We start from the raw sequence: 17,524 nt of genomic DNA on the forward strand, positions 1-17,524 counted from the left end.
GAGTTCGGGAGTTTATTGCACGAGTTTTCCATAAGTCGGCAAAATAATATTCACAACTCACCACTACTATTCTTTAATAATCTCCAGCTTTTCCTCAATGGATGTTCTCCCTTTATTATGTGGAATTTTTGCAGGATAGCCCATCTGTAAAACGGCTGCAACCTTTACCATATCAGGATCCAAATCAATATCATGCAGAAATCCTGGATCATGCATGTATGGCGTTATGGTCCAAAGAACACCTACCCCAAATTCCCATGCTACTAATTGCACATTTTGAATGAAAGCACAAACAGCTGCATACTCCTCTTCATAACGAACAGGATCATCCTCAATTGGAAAATAGATCACAGCATGATGGGGTATTTTTCCTAGAAATGTGCGCATTGACTGTATCATTTTTACCGATTTTGGATTTTCGCTATCTTTAATCATACCAATACGCTCATAACTTGCCATAATAGCATCAATTAATTTAGTTTTTCCATCCTCTTGGTATAGTTTAATATTCCATGGTTCTTTCATATAATGGGTCGGCGCATAGGTTCCATAAGAAAAAATGTCCTTCAATATCTCGGAATCGACTATATCCTCTTTAAAAGTATGTATAGATCGTCGTTCTTTAATCGTTGTTAAAATAGAGATTGGTTTCACCCCTTCCCTGCATAGTTAGGCTGAATTGGTTTGCTACATTTGCAGTAGTAATCGAATATACTATCTTACAACTTCTATTTTCTTATAAAAATTCCTTTTAGAAAAACTCGCATTCGCTCGTCCTTTAGCGAATGTGTTAGTTTTCTTATACTTGGCACATTAAAATTTAGCAACGTAGAAGCCACTTCTTAGCTAAAATTTTTTAGTTTCCCAACGTGGTACAAAAGCTGGAAGTGCCCTAAACTGATAAAGAATGCAGTGATACTCTATCTTACTTGAATAGCTCTTACTGGTATTATCAATAATAGTCTTGCTCAATTCCTTGTTTACTTCTTTTCTTGCTGAATTGGGCACTGACAGGCGAGATCCACTCTCCTTCTCCTGTACTCATTAGAAAAACTCGCATTCGCTTGTCATTAGCGAATGTATAGTTTTTCTTATACTTGGGACATCAAAATTTTATCCACGTCGAGTTCACTTCTTAGCTAAAATTTTATACTTTCCTACGTCTAAAAAATCCTGATCAAAGCCCACACACAAAGATTTGATCAGGATTTCAAGATACCACAGTTTATATGGTCTATTCTATTTTAAGTTGTAAAATGCACTTAATCCAGCATATTCACCCATACCAGCCAATTCGTCTTCGATACGCAACAATTGATTGTATTTGGCAACACGGTCAGTACGAGACGGAGCACCTGTCTTAATTTGACCAGCATTTGTTGCAACGGCAATATCAGCAATAGTTGCATCCTCTGTTTCCCCTGAACGGTGGGAAATAACAGCAGTATATCCTGCACGTTTTGCCATTTCAATTGCTTCAAACGTCTCTGTTAATGATCCAATTTGGTTCACCTTAACTAAAATAGAGTTTCCAACGCCTTGTTCAATTCCTTGGGAGAGTTTTGCTGTATTTGTTACAAACAAGTCATCTCCAACTAACTGTACATGATCTCCAATACGCTCAGTTAATAGCTTAAAGCCTCCCCAGTCGTTTTCATCAAGTCCGTCTTCAATGGAGATAATCGGGTATTTTCCAACCATGTCTTCATACCATTGCACCATTTCTTCAGATGTACGTACTACCCCTTCCCCTTTCAAGTTATACTTACCATCTTCGTAAATTTCAGATGCCGCGACATCCATGGCTAATTTAATTTCTTCACCAGGTTTATAGCCAGCAGATTCAATCGCTTCTACAATTGTTTGCAGTGCCTCTTCATTTGAACCTAGGTTCGGTGCAAAACCGCCTTCATCCCCAACTCCTGTATTGTAGCCTTTAGACTTCAATACTTTTTTCAAGGAGTGAAAGATTTCAGCACCAGTACGTAACGCTTCTTGGAATGTCGTTGCAGCGACTGGCATGATCATAAATTCCTGAATATCCACATTATTATCAGCATGCTCCCCACCATTCAAAATGTTCATCATTGGTGTTGGAAGTGTTTTTGCATTAAATCCACCTAAATAGTTATAAAGCGGTAATTCAAGATAACTTGCCGCAGCATGTGCCACTGCCATGGAAACACCTAAAATAGCATTAGCACCTAAGTTCCCTTTATTTTCTGTGCCATCTAATTCAATCATGATATTATCGATAATATTTTGACGTGTCACATCAATACCGATTATTTCAGGTCCAATTACTTCGTTAACATTTTGGACAGCTTTTAAAACACCTTTACCTAAGTAGCGGTCATTGTCTCCATCACGTAGTTCAACTGCTTCATATTCACCTGTTGAGGCACCACTTGGAACTAAAGCTGCACCAAATGCACCTGATTCTGTAAATACTTCCACCTCTACCGTTGGGTTGCCACGGGAATCTAACACTTCACGAGCATAAACATCTGTAATATAAGGCATATCCATCTCTCCTTTAGTTTTGCTGATAGGTCATTATTCATTTTATTTTTTTAATAACGATGTTCCTGTCATTTCTTTTGGTTTTTCAACATTTAGTAAATCCAATAGTGTCGGGGATAAATCAGCTAAAATACCGCCACCACGAAGCTCAACGTCTTGTTTTGTTACGATGACTGGAACAGGGTTTGTTGTATGTGCAGTCATCGGATTCCCTTCCATTGTGACAACTTCATCTGAATTACCGTGATCTGCGGTAATAACCGCATTACCACCGAGCTCTAGGATTTTATCGACAACTTTTCCTAAACATTCATCAACGGCTTCAATCGCATCGATAGTAGGCTGTAATTTACCAGAATGGCCTACCATGTCTGGGTTAGCAAAATTTAAGATAATCGCATTATGTTCTTTAGAATCAAGCTCAGCAAGTAGAGCATCTGTCACTTCGTATACACTCATTTCAGGTTTTAGATCATAGGTTGCAACTTTCGGGGAATCAATTAATACTCGCTTCTCACCAGGAAATTCCTGTTCGCGTCCACCACTCATAAAGAAGGTAACATGCGGATATTTTTCCGTCTCGGCTATACGTAATTGTTTTAAATCATTTTGTGCTAGAACTTCTCCAATCGTATTATCCAAATTGACAGGGTTATAGGCAACATATCCATCCACTGACTCACTAAAGTTCGTTAGCATGACAAAATCTAAATCTTTTGGTGCACCTGATCCTCGATCAAAATCGCGAAAATCATCATTTGCGAACGTACGAGAAATTTGTATGGCACGATCAGGTCGGAAGTTATAGAAAATGATGGAATCCTCATCTTGTACAGTACCTACTGGATTCCCGTTTTCATCGGTAATAACAGACGGAATCACAAATTCATCATAAATGCCATTTTCATAGGAATCCTCTACTACTTCAATTGGATTCTGATAGGTAGGGCCCTCCCCATAAACCATCGCATCATACGCTTTTTTCACACGATCCCAGCGTTTATCACGATCCATGGAATAGTACCGACCTGAGATGCTTGCAATTTGGCCAACCCCATATTCATTAATCTTATCTTGTGTTTGCTTAATATACTCTTTAGCTGTTTTTGGTCCTACATCACGACCATCTAAAAACGCATGAATATACACATTTTTCAAGTCATTGTCTTTAGCAAGTTTTAATAAAGCAAACAAATGATTAATATGACTATGGACACCACCATCTGACAGGAGGCCAAATATGTGTAATGCTTTGTTCTTTTCTTTTGCATGTTTAATCGATTTTACAAAGGCACCTTTTTCGAAAAATTTGCCTTCTTTAATGGATAAGTTAACACGGGTAAGACTTTGATAAACAATACGTCCTGCACCAATATTTAAATGGCCAACCTCTGAGTTTCCCATTTGTCCTTCAGGAAGACCTACCGCTTCCCCACTGGCAGATAGCTGATTATGTGCGAACTTGTTCCAATAACGGTCAAAGTTAGGTGTTTTGGCTTGTTTCACCGCATTCCCATATTCCTCATCTCGAATGGCAAACCCATCTAGGATGATTAGTGCCGCTAAATTGTCTTGGCTCATTTTGTTCCTGCCTCCACTAATTGTAAAAAGGATTCTACTTCTAGGCTTGCTCCACCAACTAAGGCACCATCAATATCAGATTGACCTAATAGTTCATCAATATTCGCAGGTTTTACACTTCCTCCATATTGAATCACTACTTTTTCCGCTATTTCTTTAGAAGTCACTTGTTGAATGACCTGACGAATGTGAGAACATACCTCATTTGCATCCTCACTAGATGCTGTTTTTCCTGTTCCAATTGCCCATATTGGTTCATAAGCAATAATTGTTTCTGCCACTTGCTTATCGGACAATCCCTCAATTGCGCTTTTCACTTGTTTTTCCACATGTTTCATGGTTTCATTGGCATCTCGTTGTTTTAGTGTTTCACCAACACAGACAATTGGAGTAAGTCCATGTCGGAAAGCAGCATGAGCCTTTTTATTTACTGTTTCATCTGTTTCGGCAAAATATTCACGTCTTTCTGAATGACCGATTACCACATGTGTTACACCAAGGTCGTTTAACATAACTGGGCTTACTTCTCCTGTAAATGCACCATTTTCTTCAAAATGCATTGTTTGAGCACCAATTTTTATACTAGATCCTTTCGCTTTTTCCACTAAAGATGGAAGAAAAGGAAATGGCACACAAACAATTGCCTCTACTTGATCACTAGTTGGAGCTTTGTTTGCTGCCTCTTCTACAAACTGATTTGCCTCACGAAGCACTTTATTCATTTTCCAATTACCTGCAATTACGTTCTTTCGCATACTATCACCTCTAACATCCTATTTATCATCTAAAGCTTTTACACCAGGAAGTACTTTCCCTTCCATAAATTCTAGGGAAGCACCACCACCTGTTGAAACATGGTCCATCTCTTCTGCAAATCCAAATTTTTCAACTGCAGCAGCAGAATCGCCTCCACCAATTACCGTATATCCCTTCGTATTGGCTAAGCTTTCTGCAACAGATCTCGTTCCACCAGCAAATGCGTTGTATTCAAACACACCCATTGGCCCATTCCAAATAACTAGGTTGGATTCTGCTACAAGCTGCCCATATTTCCCACGAGTTTCTGGACCAATATCAAGTGCTTCCCAATCAGCAGGAATTTCTTCAATAGGGACGATTTTTGTGTTCGCAGACTCTGAAAAGTCATCGGCAACAACAGCATCTACTGGCAACACAAAATGAACACCCTTGTCTTTTGCTTTTTGCATAAAATCTTTTGCCAATTCAATCTTATCTTCTTCTAAAAGAGACTTACCGATTTCATGACCTTGTGCCTTAATAAACGTATAAGCAAGGCCACCTCCAACAATTAGATTATCCACTTTATCTAATAAATTATCGATTACATTTATTTTATCTTTCACTTTTGCTCCACCAATTATTGCTGTAAATGGACGATCGGGATTTTCTAATGCTTTTCCTAATACATTGATTTCCTTTTCCATTAAAAAACCTGCAACTGCTGGTAACTTTTCTGCAACACCAGTAGTTGACGCATGTGCACGATGTGCTGCACCAAATGCATCATTAACGTATATTTCAGCCATATCGGCAAAATGCTTTGCTAATTCTGGGTCATTTTTTTCTTCACCAGCTTCAAAACGGACATTTTCAATGAGTAGAATATCCCCATTATTGATTTGAGATAATGCTTCGTTCACTTCACTTCCATAAACTGCATCCGTTTTGACCACATCTTTTCCTATTAAGTCACTTAACCTTTCCGCAACTGGATCCAGACGTAACTCCTCTACTACCTCACCCTTTGGACGTCCTAAATGACTTGCTAAAATAATGATGGCACCTTGTTCTGCTAGATAATTTATGGTCGGTAATGCTGCTTTAATGCGTGTATCATCGGTTACCTTTCCATTTTTCATTGGTACATTAAAGTCAACACGACAAAAGACTTTTTTTCCTTGCAAATCAACATCTTGCAATGTTTTTTTATTCATACCTGATCCTCCTATTTCCCATATAACCTATGTAAAAAATCCCTGTTTTTAGGGTTTCCCTAATACTAACCAACTATTATCCATTATACGAGATTTGGAAAAAATTTGAAATGGAGGAGGAATTTCTCCTCCTCCATTCCTTTTTTAATGATGAAGACTTTTGAAAAAGATTGGAGATATTATCCTCCTCCATTATTTCTTACAAGCCTTGTTTTTTCATGTATGCTGCTAAATCAACGCAACGTGCTGAATACCCCATTTCATTATCATACCAAGAAACAACTTTTACCATATTATCTTCTAATGTCATCGTAGAAAGACTATCAAAAATAGATGAATGTGGATTACCAACAATGTCAGATGATACAAGTGCATCTTCACTGTATTCTAGTACGCCATTTAAGCTACCAGATGCTGCAGCTTCTTTAAATGCATTGTTTACTTGTTCTTCTGTAACATTTTGATCTAATTCAGCAACAAGGTCTACCAAAGAACCATCAGGAGTTGGTACACGTACCGCCATACCATTTAGTTTTCCATCTAATTCTGGTAATACACGACCAACAACCTTTGCAGCACCAGTTGATGTTGGAATAATGTTCTGTGCAGCTGCGCGTGCACGACGATAATCTTTATGTGGTAAATCAAGAATTTGTTGATCATTTGTATAAGAGTGAACAGTTGTCATTAATCCACGTTTTAAGCCAAACTGCTCATGAAGTACTTTTGCAACTGGTGCTAAACAGTTTGTTGTACAAGATGCATTGGAAACAATATGGTGTTTAGCTGGATCATAGTCTTGGTCATTAACACCCATTACAAGTGTAATATCTTCTTCTTTAGCAGGTGCAGAAATAATTACTTTTTTCGCGCCAGCATCAATATGTTTCTGTGCATCATCACGTTGTGTAAAACGTCCAGTTGATTCGATCACAACTTCTACACCAAGGTCTCCCCAGCCTAGGTTAGCAGGATCACGTTCAGATAGTACTTTAATTTCATTTCCACCAACTACGATATTTGTATCGTTTACGGTTACTTCTTCTTCTAAGCGACCATGAACAGAATCATATTTTAGAAGGTGGGCTAACATATTTGCATCTGTTAAATCATTTACTGCTACCACTTCTACATCATTATTTTTCATTGCTTGGCGAAATACATTACGTCCAATACGGCCAAACCCATTAATTCCTATTTTTACAGTCATTATTATTCCTCCTATTTTTCATAGATAGTTTAACCAAAGATTATAAATTTATTTTAAAGAGAAGTGTTTCCTCTTAAAATCTCTTTTGCAGCACCTTCATCCGTTACGAGTAAATCACTTTTCCCTTGTTTAAAGTATGACACAATTGCTTGTGCTTTTGATGTACCACCCGCGATTGTTATAACATGTTTGCTCGAAGCCAAATCCTCCAATTGGATACCAATCGTCCTAACTTTATGTACAACATCCCCATTTTCATTAAAGTAATAGCCAAAAGCTTCACTAACTGCTTCTTTTTCTAATAGTTTGTGTATAACTTGTTCATCTGCTTTTCGCCTTTTTGCCATTGTGATCGCATCACCAATTCCATGTAGAATAATGTCTGCCTTTCTTATCAATTGTACAATTTCTACAATCGATGGCTCTTTTATCATGATTTGGTAGGATGATTCACTTAATGGATCTGGAACATAAAGCTGACGATATTCCCCATTCGTTTTATTTGCCATTTTAGCAGCTATCGTGTTTGCTTGATTTTCCACTTTTTCACCAATACCACCACGAGCAGGGACAAATAGTGGGTTTACTCGTTCAAATGGTTGCATTACTTCTCCAATAGCTTCCATTGTTGTTCCACCCGTTACAGCAATTGTCTCGTTTTTTGTTAGTTCCGATTTAAGAAAAGAAACACATGCTTTTCCCATTTCTTGTTTTACCCAATTATGCTGGTCACTATTACCTGGGACAATGATTACTTTCTTAATATGTAATTTATCCTGCAACGCTTGTTCTAAAACATGTAAGTCCGTTATTTGTCTCATATATGTCGCTAAGGTATCAAGCAAATGTTGTCCATTACTCGTTATCATCATTCCCTTAGTGGACACACTTAGCAAACCTTGATCATGTAATAGATCCAATTCACCTCGAACATGCCGCTCAGATAAATTAGTATTTACTGCTAAACTTCGCCTACCAATTGGTTGTAAGTGGGCGATTGTTTGCAAAATCAGATAGCGTTGTTGCATAACATCGATAAGGTCTGGGCATAATTTTTTTTGTAACTCAACCAACGCTTTCATAAAATTAAACTCCTCTAAAGTGGTCACTTTTTGTCCCGGGTATTAATAATATGTCCCACCATAAACAAAAAAATACAACAAAGATTTCTTTGTTCATTTTTCATTCTATCATACGGAATTCATTTTTCAATTAAAAACACTTTGAGATGCTGACAGTTCTTTATAATAATAAAGGGTAATAGGAAAATAGTGTGGAATTCTATATTCCGATGCCCAAGTATTTTCCGCTCTTCAACAATCGCGCCCGATTGCGGTATAGTTAGATAACGGCTCTTATGCAAAACGTATCCGTTTACTGAACAATGATTTTTTATATTCCTTGTCGTTAAAATTAATAGAGAAACCAAAAAGTTCTTCATTCAATAAAGTATAAACGATAGCAATATGTTATAATAAAATATAATAGACTGGCTTCGCATGAGGGGTTTGGTGGCACTGTCGACCTGCCGTTAGTCTTCGTTTGGGAGACTTCCAAGGGAGGGAGGTGCTCGCCTATGGACATTGTTAGTGCGCTGACGCTCATGATATCCTTCGGGATGTTAGTAGCGTTTATCGTTTCTGATAACAACCATAAAAAATAACCCCTCATGCGCTTTAGACGGTACGTGAGGGATTATTTTCCTAAGCTGCCAACCCCTCTTGTCGGGGTTCAGTCTATTATGACCGTTCCATGTACCTTCATGGGCGGTCTTTATTAGTGTATGCACTGATCATCTTTCTATGTTAATTATACCACGAAATCAATATTTGTACACATTTAATTTATTTTTACTTCATTAGTCTTTCAACATCTTTTTAAACTGGCATTAGACGTAACGGGTAAATTAAAAGGAAAAGACTCATACGAGTAGTATATTTTCCGATTTTAGATCGAGACTTCTGATATACTGGGTATCTTGATTTAATTTCACTAAAAGGCCACCCTTTCAGTTATTCTTAATCCCTATTAGCGCCCGTCAACAAAAAACTTATCGGACAATATTTTAAGCCGCTTTTTTGTGTTCATCTTTTTTATCACCAAACACCGACTCAAAAAAGGTTAATATTAGCGAAATGAACAACTTTGCTCCAGGTGAAAGATTAATACTGCTCATAAATGCATCCACTGTAAAAATAACGATCCAGTTTGTCACAAATCCAAAAAGAAATTGGACAACAAATGCTGTTATCTTTCCCGATATTTTTTCAGCAGATAAATCAGCCATAGCACCTAAAACCAAATCAACTGGCAACCCTAGAATAAAGATACTTATTACAAAAATGATTAATGACCAGATTGATTGATACTGAACACCAAGTATTTCAAAAATCCCAGCTATTCCAAGGAAGTAAACCCCTATTATAATTCCCAATATAAATACAGCGAAAAAGTGTCATTCCGATTATAGTCTTTATCCTTTCTTTCATAGATCGATTAATCTCCTCACTTCCGCAATATGGCCCTTATGTATGCTTCGAGTGCCAAATCTTATTTCGGAATGGCGCCCGATTGCTTAAATAAGTAATCCGTTAACCCATATGTAACCAATCCTAAAATAAATAAGACACAAGTTATAGCACTTAAGATGTTTTCCTTTCTCTCTGATAAATCCATTTCATTATGGTACGAAAAGCGAACACAGCGGTCATACCAACAAAAATAAGCACCAAACTTCATTAGCGTAAACAGCAATTATTCGTCTCATAAACGCGCCCGTTTGCGGAATAGTATTTATTCCTGACTGGACTCCGATTGTTGCATTCTTTTTTTATAATAATTGAGCGCAAATCCTTGAACAGTGAATAACAGTAATACTAATACCCACATCGTATCCCTGTATGTATCATACGGTATGCTCGCTATGAAATTGTGATATAAATGGAGAATAAGCCATCCGATTGGAAACACACCAAGTGCATATTTAGTTGAATAAGCTAATATTTGTTCTTTTTTATCCTTAGATTCATCACTTCTAGAAAATTTAAAATACGTTACTAGAGCATATATAAAGAATGGAAGTACCAATAATCCAATAATAAGCATTAATCGAACCCTCCTCCCTTTAAGAATAATATTCCGTTAAATGGCCCGTTTGTTAAAAGAAACGATTTTGTGAATTAAGCTTCTTAAGTTAGTTTAACACAAACACCGATCAGCCATAATTCCACACGATAATCCGAATACCATAATAAAAAAGGATGCCACATTTATTGGGCATCCTTTAAAACCTGTTCTAACACCTCATAACTAATTTCCTCACAATTTAAGGTTTGACCATTTACATCTACATAGGGAATTAACAGCTGATATTTTTCTAGCCAATCATCATTTGTATATATATCCCTTTCTTCTAATTCAAAAGGATAATCATGCTTTAACATAAGCAACAATGCTTTTGCATCCTCACATAATGAACAATTATCTTTTGTATAAAAAATGACGTTAACCATTGGTATGTTTCCCCCTTTTTCGTTTCGTTGATGCTGGTATACGTAATTGCTCCCGGTATTTCATGACTGTTCGTCGTGCTATTTTAATGCCAAACTCTTTTGAAAGCCGTTGTTTAAGCGATTCATCCGAAAATGGTTTAGTTTGATCCTCATGTTGAACCAGTTCTACAATTAATTGCTTTATCACAAACGCAGCAGTTGTTTTCCCATCTTTTTGTTTAATACCTGATTGTAAAAAGAAGTTTAAAGGAAAAATGCCATGCTTGGTTTGAACATACTTATGTTGAATCGTCCTACTAACCGTGGATACATGCAAATGAAGTTCCTGTGCAATTTCCTTTAGGGTTAACGGTTTTATCATAAATGGACCATGTAAAAAAAACAAGTTTTGCTTTTCTACAATTGTTTGTATGACAAGTTCCAATGAATGGCTTCGATAATGTATAGCATGTTTTAACCATTCGACTTGTTTTGACTTTTCTTTTAAATAGGTTGTTGTTTCCTGATCATCTGTACGAAGTGTGAGATAATCTTTATTCAATTCAATGCTAGGAGAATTCCATTTATAAAATAAAATCTTACATTTTCCATTTTCCTCATCTATTTTGGCTTCAGGAACGATATATGACGGCTCTTTATCAGTGAGGAATTGACCTGGTTTCGGATGACAAGATTTAATGTGGGTAATCATTTCAACTGCTTCTGACTCTGTTAAGGAGTAGTGATCAACCATAGCACTTATGTCTTCTTCTGCAATCCAAGCTAAATGGTATTGGAGCATATCAGATAGAATGTTTTTGTTCACCTGTGTTTCATTTAATTGAAGCAAAATGCATTCTGCTAGGTTACGTGCACCAATACCAGCAGGGTCTAGCGATTGAAGCATTGTTAATGCCTTTTCAACTTGAGGAATAGAAGTATGGCATAAATGAGCCCACATTTCTAAGGTTATATCCAAATATCCATCATCATCTAATGAATCAACACCAAATAAAATAAGGGATCTCATTTCCCTTTCAACATCAAGCATATAGACCTGATGCTTCAATTGATCATACATCGTTTCAGTTGCAGCATTTATCTCCCCAATATTTACGTCCTCTACACGGTTCACTTTATAGTTTTCAAAACCATCACCAACATGAATGTCTTCAATAAGTGGGTTATCCTTAGCTACCTCTTTCACATATTCAATTAGCTCAACACTTGAAAATTGAAGTAAATGAATCGCCTGAATCAGCGATTGATTCATTTTTCGCTGTAATGTTTGTTCTTGAGCAAGTTTTGGCCTCATGAAATTACCCCTCTTACTATCGAAATAAACTACCTTTATTTTGCCATATTTTCTTTTAATGCGCACCATCCATTTATTGGCTTAGAGGCCATGTCTTCCAACATGTTACAGATTTTTGAACAAAACAGACTGATCCTTATTGTTTGTGTGATGTTTGTCACACTTAGGTGTGTTTTACCAATTTATAATGAAAGTAACTTAAGAGAAATAAGGTGAGATGGTATGAGTTGGCAATTACATCAAATCGTTTTAAGTATCCACATTCTCTTAGCAATCACATGGGTTGGCGGTATTTTATTTATTGGTTGGGGGGTCTATCCTGTAGCAAAAAAACTTGCATATAAAGAGCAGCAACTATTTTTTCAAATGCTAATGAAGCACACCCATTGGATCTTTTCGCTTGCAGGATTTGGTGTGATCGGAACAGGGATCATACTGGGAACTGTACTAGGACCACTTGATTCATGGCATGATGTGTGGAATACCAGGTATGGAACTATTTGGGTTACAGCATTATTGGTTGCACTGTTTACGCTAGCATGGGGGGTTTTCGTAGGTTATAGACAATCGATGAAAGTCTTCCGAGATAATACATTATGGGAAAACGCGACTAGAGGCAACACCAAAGCCTTAAACAAAGCTATGATGCTGACGACCATCTTAGAATCAGTAGAGGTAATTGGCTTTCTAATTTTACTTGGTAGCATGATGGCATTTTAATTAGGAGGGGTATAAATGTATACAAAAAAAGCAACGATACCCGTGAATATACAGCCTCAGACATATTATTTTCGATTCTCTTGGATTCAGTTAATTCGCCCGCTAACGTTAACTGGTACGGTTAGTCCGATTTTGGCTGGCACTATTTTAGCAGTATACCAAGGTACTATTCAATTTCATTTATTTATTGTGTTACTCTTCGCTTGTTTATGTATACAAGCAGCTACGAATATGTTAAACGATTATTTTGATTTTCGTAATGGGCAAGATCTTGATAAATGGTTTACTAAGAGTCAACGGATCACAACACATCATCCACCACATCATCTTATTCCAGCAGTTGCTAGTGTTTTGCTTGTAATAGCAATTATAGTGGGAGCATGGCTGGCTTTTCATACGAATCCTTGGATTATAATGGTAGGAATTATCGGTATACTGGCAGGAATCTATTACTCTCGTGGTTCACACTCCTTATCATCATTAGGACTAGGTGAAACAACTGCTGCCATTTTTCTCGGGTTTGTACCAGGAATACTAGCATATACTATACAAGGAAATGCTATTGACTTAGACATCATTATCCTTTCCATCCCTTTTGCTTTATTAATTACTACGATGATTTTAACTAATAATATTCGTGATATAGAAAAAGACCAATCGTTTCGTCATACAGTACCCATTCGTATTGGGAAACGAAATGCTATTCGTCTTCTTACAACTATACTGGTACTTACCTATTTAACCGTTCTTATATTGATATTATTGCAACAACTACCGTGGACAACAGCAATGATGATTTTGGCATTGCCTATAGCCACGAAACTTCGCTGGTCATTTCGAAAAGAAGCAGATCGAATGGAACAAATTAGTGCTATGAAATTTGCTGCTTGGCATAATTGGGTATTTAGTCTACTTTTTATCACTGGTTTATTAGTCAGTTTATAAAAAGAGCTAAGGTACATCATAAGTGTATCCTAGCTCTTTTGCACACGATAAACATAATATTGTAACCGATCTGCATATTTTTCTGTAACAAGTTGATGCTGGTCCCAAATGTCATATAAAGCTGGATCAATTGTGTTAGATAGCATAAATTCTGGTGTGTCGTTTATATTTTTGGCCATTATACTTTCAACATTAAGAAATCCTGCATCTTTAAATAATTGAATCCATTCTTCTTTAGTTGGAACCCTACTGATAGCATAAATATCTTGTAATACATCCATCTCTTGCTGCGATAAAACTTGTTTTGCCGTCATTTCGTGGGCTAATACTATTCCATCATCCTTTAGTAGACGTGCATATTCCTTTACTACCTTTTGGATATTGGTAAAAATCGTAACAGATTCTGCAATAATGATATCAAATGTATTGGAAGGCAAAGATGTACCTTCTATATTTTCCTCTCGTATTTCAATATTGAGGTTCCCCTCTTTGAAACGTTGGCATGCTTTTTCAATCATAATTGGATGTTGATCAATGGCAGTAACCGAACAGCCAAAGTCTTTTTGTAGAAAGGCGGCTGTTTGCCCTGTTCCACATCCTGCATCTAATACATGGCTATCCCTCGTAATTGGAATATGCTTTAGCAATTCTTTTGTAAACGACATTCCACCTGGATGGGCACCTCCGACTCCAAAATAAGCTAAAAAGTCCTGGTAGGTATAACTCATCATCTATCTCTCCTAAAAACATTAACATTTTATATACTTTATGATGGCATGAAGATACTAGTTCTTAGGTCGCGAAAGGCCTTTATTACTCTAGTGCACGTAGCCCAACAGCTCCCATAATAATACACATTAAAAAGAAAAGACGTTTATAATCTGCTGGTTCCCTAAAAAGAAGAATTCCCATTAACACCGTACCAGCGGCTCCAAATCCAGTCCAGACAGCATATGCCGTCCCTAATGGAATATCTCGCATTGCAAGAGACAAAAAACTCAAGCCAAACATAAAGGACAAGATGACCATCAATAACCACCGAATTTTTTTGGTTCTTATGTAAAGATTGATAAAAAACACACCAGCAATTTCCCCAAAACTTGCAATAAATAAGTGTACCCAAGCCATTAGACTTCCTCCTTACTCTTATGCGATACAACTTCCTTTGTTGTTATTTTAATTCCTATTACCCCTATTATAATAAGACTTATGAAAACCAATTTCGCAATAGAAAAGGAAGCATCAAAAATGAGAAAATCTAACAATACAATACTAGCTGCTCCTAAACCAGTGAAAACAGCATAGACTGTCCCAGATGGTATATGTTCACATGCTTTAATAACAAGGTAAAAACTAAACACAATGGATATTATAGTTCCGATCCATTCTAGCCATGAATCTGCATATTTTAAGCCAATGACCCAGAATACTTCCACCACTGCTGCTAGGAATACATATATCCAACCCATATAAGCACCCCTTTTTTTAAAGATCTTTTTTCGTTGTTATTTAACATCGTATCTTCTATATGATACTGCATAAATAGAGCCTTTGATTTCCGCTTCGGACAGTCGCTTTCACCATGGGCATAAGTGCGACATCTTTTCAAACTTTACGTTTTCAGAGTGTCTTCTTTACCACGGACAGACGCTTTTAGCTTCCTCCGATAAAAAGCGGAAGCGCCTTGGTCACCCCCGATTAGAAAACTAGGCTTGTCGCCAAGTGGCGAAAGCCTTAGTTGCACTTATGCAGTAAGAACGTTTTGTTTCTTATCTGCCAAGCTTAAGACGAGCCTCGGCGTGGCGCTTTTTGCGCGTAATCAGGATTGACTTAAGACCTCGAGGGGGTAGGCGCTGTAGCTAGACACTGGAAGAAAACCACTTCCTGTGGGGTCTTCGGACACGTGCTGTTCCTGCAGGAGTCGACTGCCCTAGTCATGAAGATTTATACTAAAAAAAACAATAGTTCTGCCTTTTTTAAACAATCCACCCTATTTTAGCATATTTACAAATGAATTACTGATCTATCGATTAGAAGAACGTTCATGGAAAGTTCACACATGAAATGAAGACCAGTGTTATAATTTGGGTGAAATTAATTTTAAATATAGCTATAATGACAATACATAGTACATGGAGGCATGATATGATGAAATATAGTCAGGTATTACTATTTACAGTTCTTCTATTTCTTGTCGGTTGTGGAGATGAAATTGAAACCAATATGGATGAACAAGTTTCAGATTTTGAGTTTACTACACAAGACAATGAGACACTTAGTAATAAAGATTTAGAAGGAGAATGGTGGGTAGCAGATTTTATATTTACAAACTGTGTAACGGTATGTTTACCAATGACAACAAACATGGCTGAATTGCAGAATAAAATGACACAAGAAGGAATTGATGCACAACTCGTATCCTTCAGTGTTGATCCAGACTACGATACTCCGGAAGTATTAAAAGATTATGCAGCACAATATGGTGCAGACTTATCAAACTGGAGCTTTTTAACTGGATATGACTTTGAAACCATAAAAGAATTCTCGATTAAAAGCTTTAAATCAATAGTGCAGGAGGACCCTAGCTCTGATCAAGTCACACATGGAACTGGCTTCTTCTTAGTTAATCCTGAAGGAAACATTATTAAAAAGTATGATGGTAGAACGTCATCTGAAATGGACACAATTGTAGAAGATCTCAAAAAAGTAACGTCTTAATTATATGATCGATAATAAAGGATTTCCTACTAAGGAAATCCTTTTTAAATTAACCATCAATAACTGTTTTCGGCTTCCGCACAAGTGCCATAATACCTGCAATTAAGTAAAAGATACCTGGGAATATTCCAGCACCAAAGCTTACAAGCGCCGCAACAACAGCTGTAACAATCAGTATAATACCTGCTGCTTTCGGCTTTTTATTTCCTTTTAAGAAGATCATGGAAAGGATCCCTAATGCAACAGATGCAAATGCAGTGATTGTTAGCACTAATCCACCTGTTCCGATAGCATCCATCATTATACCTAAATCCCCTTCAAAATCACTCATGGATAAATTGGGATCTTGAGCTACCCCTTCTTCTAAACTTTGCTGTATAAGGTCTTCATTTCCTTGTAGCCAAATCATAAATGCACCAAATGCGCCAAAAATAGCATACACTACTGCACCAATAATGCTTAATACAACCTCACCAGTACGATTCATTGTCTACATCCTCCTATTCTTCCCCTGTACATTCATTACGTTAATACTATAACATAGTCAAATTGTATGACAATAATGAAAATATATTTCCTTATTTAAGCATATTAATTAACAAATGGCTATTTCTAAAAGATTATTGCCTTTTCCAGTATAAAGCTTAACTCATTCAGTGGGGGTTTTCCCTAATCCCCCACCGAATCCTAGTTGAACTTATCTCACTTTTACTGGCAGTTATCCCCCACTTATACTTGAAGTGGGGGATAACTGCCAGTTAACACGTGATAAATCTTAATGAATAGTTGATCTATGATGCGCAGTAACTGTTTAGCATTGCTTCCTTCATTCTTTATAAAGAGGGTGCTAGACTTTTGCTGTGGAAAACACTCGCTTTCACTATGGGCACAAGGGCAACATCCGTTCAACAATAGTAATGATTAAATTGAGTGCAGCATAACTTAGCGGAGGAAAAACACGAAGACTCCTGCGGGAAGTAGGAGATCGGTGAGACCCCACAGAGCGCTAGCCCGAGGAGGCTCACCCTCCCCGCGGTAAAGTAGACACTGTGAAAACGAACAGTTT

The 17,524-nt window shown here is 37.1% G+C and carries 19 protein-coding genes; 3 read left to right on the plus strand and 16 right to left on the minus strand.

Annotated elements, in window-relative coordinates:
- Positions 1-66: 66 nt before the first annotated feature.
- The 12 genes from GHC26_RS06665 to rpoN form a co-directional block, all read right to left on the minus strand.
- Positions 67-654, minus strand: coding sequence for a nitroreductase family protein (locus tag GHC26_RS06665; RefSeq protein WP_226376883.1), 588 nt, complete (start codon positions 652-654; stop codon positions 67-69).
- A gap of 585 nt (positions 655-1,239) precedes the next feature.
- A complete protein-coding gene (gene eno / locus GHC26_RS06670) occupies positions 1,240-2,523 on the minus strand; it encodes a phosphopyruvate hydratase (protein ID WP_163970493.1) in 1,284 nt (427 codons plus the stop codon).
- Between the two features lie 42 nt (positions 2,524-2,565).
- Positions 2,566-4,104, minus strand: a complete 1,539-nt coding sequence (gene gpmI, locus GHC26_RS06675; protein WP_163970494.1) for a 2,3-bisphosphoglycerate-independent phosphoglycerate mutase — start codon at positions 4,102-4,104, stop codon at positions 2,566-2,568.
- A complete protein-coding gene (gene tpiA, locus GHC26_RS06680) occupies positions 4,101-4,859 on the minus strand; it encodes a triose-phosphate isomerase (protein ID WP_163970495.1) in 759 nt (252 codons plus the stop codon). Before tpiA ends, gpmI begins: the two co-directional genes overlap by 4 nt.
- Before the next feature lie 18 nt (positions 4,860-4,877).
- Positions 4,878-6,059 carry a phosphoglycerate kinase gene (locus GHC26_RS06685; RefSeq protein ID WP_163970496.1) on the minus strand — a complete coding sequence of 394 codons (1,182 nt, stop codon included), beginning with the start codon at positions 6,057-6,059 and terminating at the stop codon, positions 4,878-4,880.
- A gap of 199 nt (positions 6,060-6,258) precedes the next feature.
- Positions 6,259-7,269 (minus strand): type I glyceraldehyde-3-phosphate dehydrogenase, encoded by a 1,011-nt coding sequence (gene gap, locus GHC26_RS06690; protein ID WP_163970497.1) that lies wholly within the window; start codon positions 7,267-7,269, stop codon positions 6,259-6,261.
- A 53-nt stretch (positions 7,270-7,322) separates the two neighbouring features.
- Positions 7,323-8,351, minus strand: coding sequence for a sugar-binding transcriptional regulator (locus GHC26_RS06695; RefSeq protein WP_163970498.1), 1,029 nt, complete (start codon positions 8,349-8,351; stop codon positions 7,323-7,325).
- 983 nt (positions 8,352-9,334) lie between these two features.
- Positions 9,335-9,703 (minus strand): YrvL family regulatory protein, encoded by a 369-nt coding sequence (locus tag GHC26_RS06700; protein ID WP_226376884.1) that lies wholly within the window; start codon positions 9,701-9,703, stop codon positions 9,335-9,337.
- Positions 9,704-9,911: 208 nt separating this feature from the next.
- Positions 9,912-9,980 (minus strand): hypothetical protein, encoded by a 69-nt coding sequence (locus GHC26_RS16195; RefSeq protein WP_404821770.1) that lies wholly within the window; start codon positions 9,978-9,980, stop codon positions 9,912-9,914.
- 82 nt (positions 9,981-10,062) lie between these two features.
- The gene (locus GHC26_RS06710) at positions 10,063-10,374 is read right to left on the minus strand and encodes a hypothetical protein (protein WP_163970500.1); all 312 of its coding nucleotides are present in this window, start codon (positions 10,372-10,374) and stop codon (positions 10,063-10,065) included.
- Between the two features lie 164 nt (positions 10,375-10,538).
- Positions 10,539-10,781: a glutaredoxin family protein gene (locus GHC26_RS06715; protein ID WP_163970501.1), complete on the minus strand. Its 243-nt coding sequence runs from the start codon at positions 10,779-10,781 to the stop codon at positions 10,539-10,541.
- On the minus strand, positions 10,774-12,075 hold the full coding sequence (rpoN, locus tag GHC26_RS06720) for an RNA polymerase factor sigma-54 (RefSeq protein WP_163970502.1): 1,302 nt from the start codon (positions 12,073-12,075) through the stop codon (positions 10,774-10,776). Before rpoN ends, GHC26_RS06715 begins: the two co-directional genes overlap by 8 nt.
- 222 nt (positions 12,076-12,297) lie before the next feature.
- On the opposite strand from rpoN, the gene GHC26_RS06725 reads away from it, so the two are divergent.
- Positions 12,298-12,795 (plus strand): hypothetical protein, encoded by a 498-nt coding sequence (locus tag GHC26_RS06725; RefSeq protein WP_205599203.1) that lies wholly within the window; start codon positions 12,298-12,300, stop codon positions 12,793-12,795.
- Between the two features lie 15 nt (positions 12,796-12,810).
- Positions 12,811-13,740: a prenyltransferase gene (locus GHC26_RS06730; RefSeq protein ID WP_226376885.1), complete on the plus strand. Its 930-nt coding sequence runs from the start codon at positions 12,811-12,813 to the stop codon at positions 13,738-13,740.
- Between the two features lie 29 nt (positions 13,741-13,769).
- On the opposite strand, the gene GHC26_RS06735 is transcribed toward GHC26_RS06730, so the two are convergent.
- The 3 genes from GHC26_RS06735 to GHC26_RS06745 all read right to left on the minus strand — a co-directional run bounded on the left by GHC26_RS06735 (position 13,770) and on the right by GHC26_RS06745 (position 15,209).
- The gene (locus GHC26_RS06735) at positions 13,770-14,468 is read right to left on the minus strand and encodes a class I SAM-dependent methyltransferase (protein ID WP_163970503.1); all 699 of its coding nucleotides are present in this window, start codon (positions 14,466-14,468) and stop codon (positions 13,770-13,772) included.
- Between the two features lie 85 nt (positions 14,469-14,553).
- A complete protein-coding gene (locus GHC26_RS06740; protein WP_163970504.1) occupies positions 14,554-14,868 on the minus strand; it encodes a DMT family transporter in 315 nt (104 codons plus the stop codon).
- On the minus strand, positions 14,868-15,209 hold the full coding sequence (locus GHC26_RS06745) for a DMT family transporter (protein WP_163970505.1): 342 nt from the start codon (positions 15,207-15,209) through the stop codon (positions 14,868-14,870). Before GHC26_RS06745 ends, GHC26_RS06740 begins: the two co-directional genes overlap by 1 nt.
- A 679-nt stretch (positions 15,210-15,888) precedes the next feature.
- Here GHC26_RS06745 and GHC26_RS06750 point away from each other — a divergent pair.
- Positions 15,889-16,458: an SCO family protein gene (locus GHC26_RS06750; RefSeq protein WP_163970676.1), complete on the plus strand. Its 570-nt coding sequence runs from the start codon at positions 15,889-15,891 to the stop codon at positions 16,456-16,458.
- Between the two features lie 49 nt (positions 16,459-16,507).
- Here GHC26_RS06750 and GHC26_RS06755 read toward each other — a convergent pair whose 3' ends face one another.
- A complete protein-coding gene (locus GHC26_RS06755) occupies positions 16,508-16,945 on the minus strand; it encodes a DUF4064 domain-containing protein (RefSeq protein WP_163970506.1) in 438 nt (145 codons plus the stop codon).
- Positions 16,946-17,524 lie beyond the last annotated feature (579 nt).

This window comes from Oceanobacillus halotolerans (assembly GCF_010993955.1).
GTDB lineage: Bacteria > Bacillota > Bacilli > Bacillales > Amphibacillaceae > Oceanibacillus_A > Oceanibacillus_A halotolerans.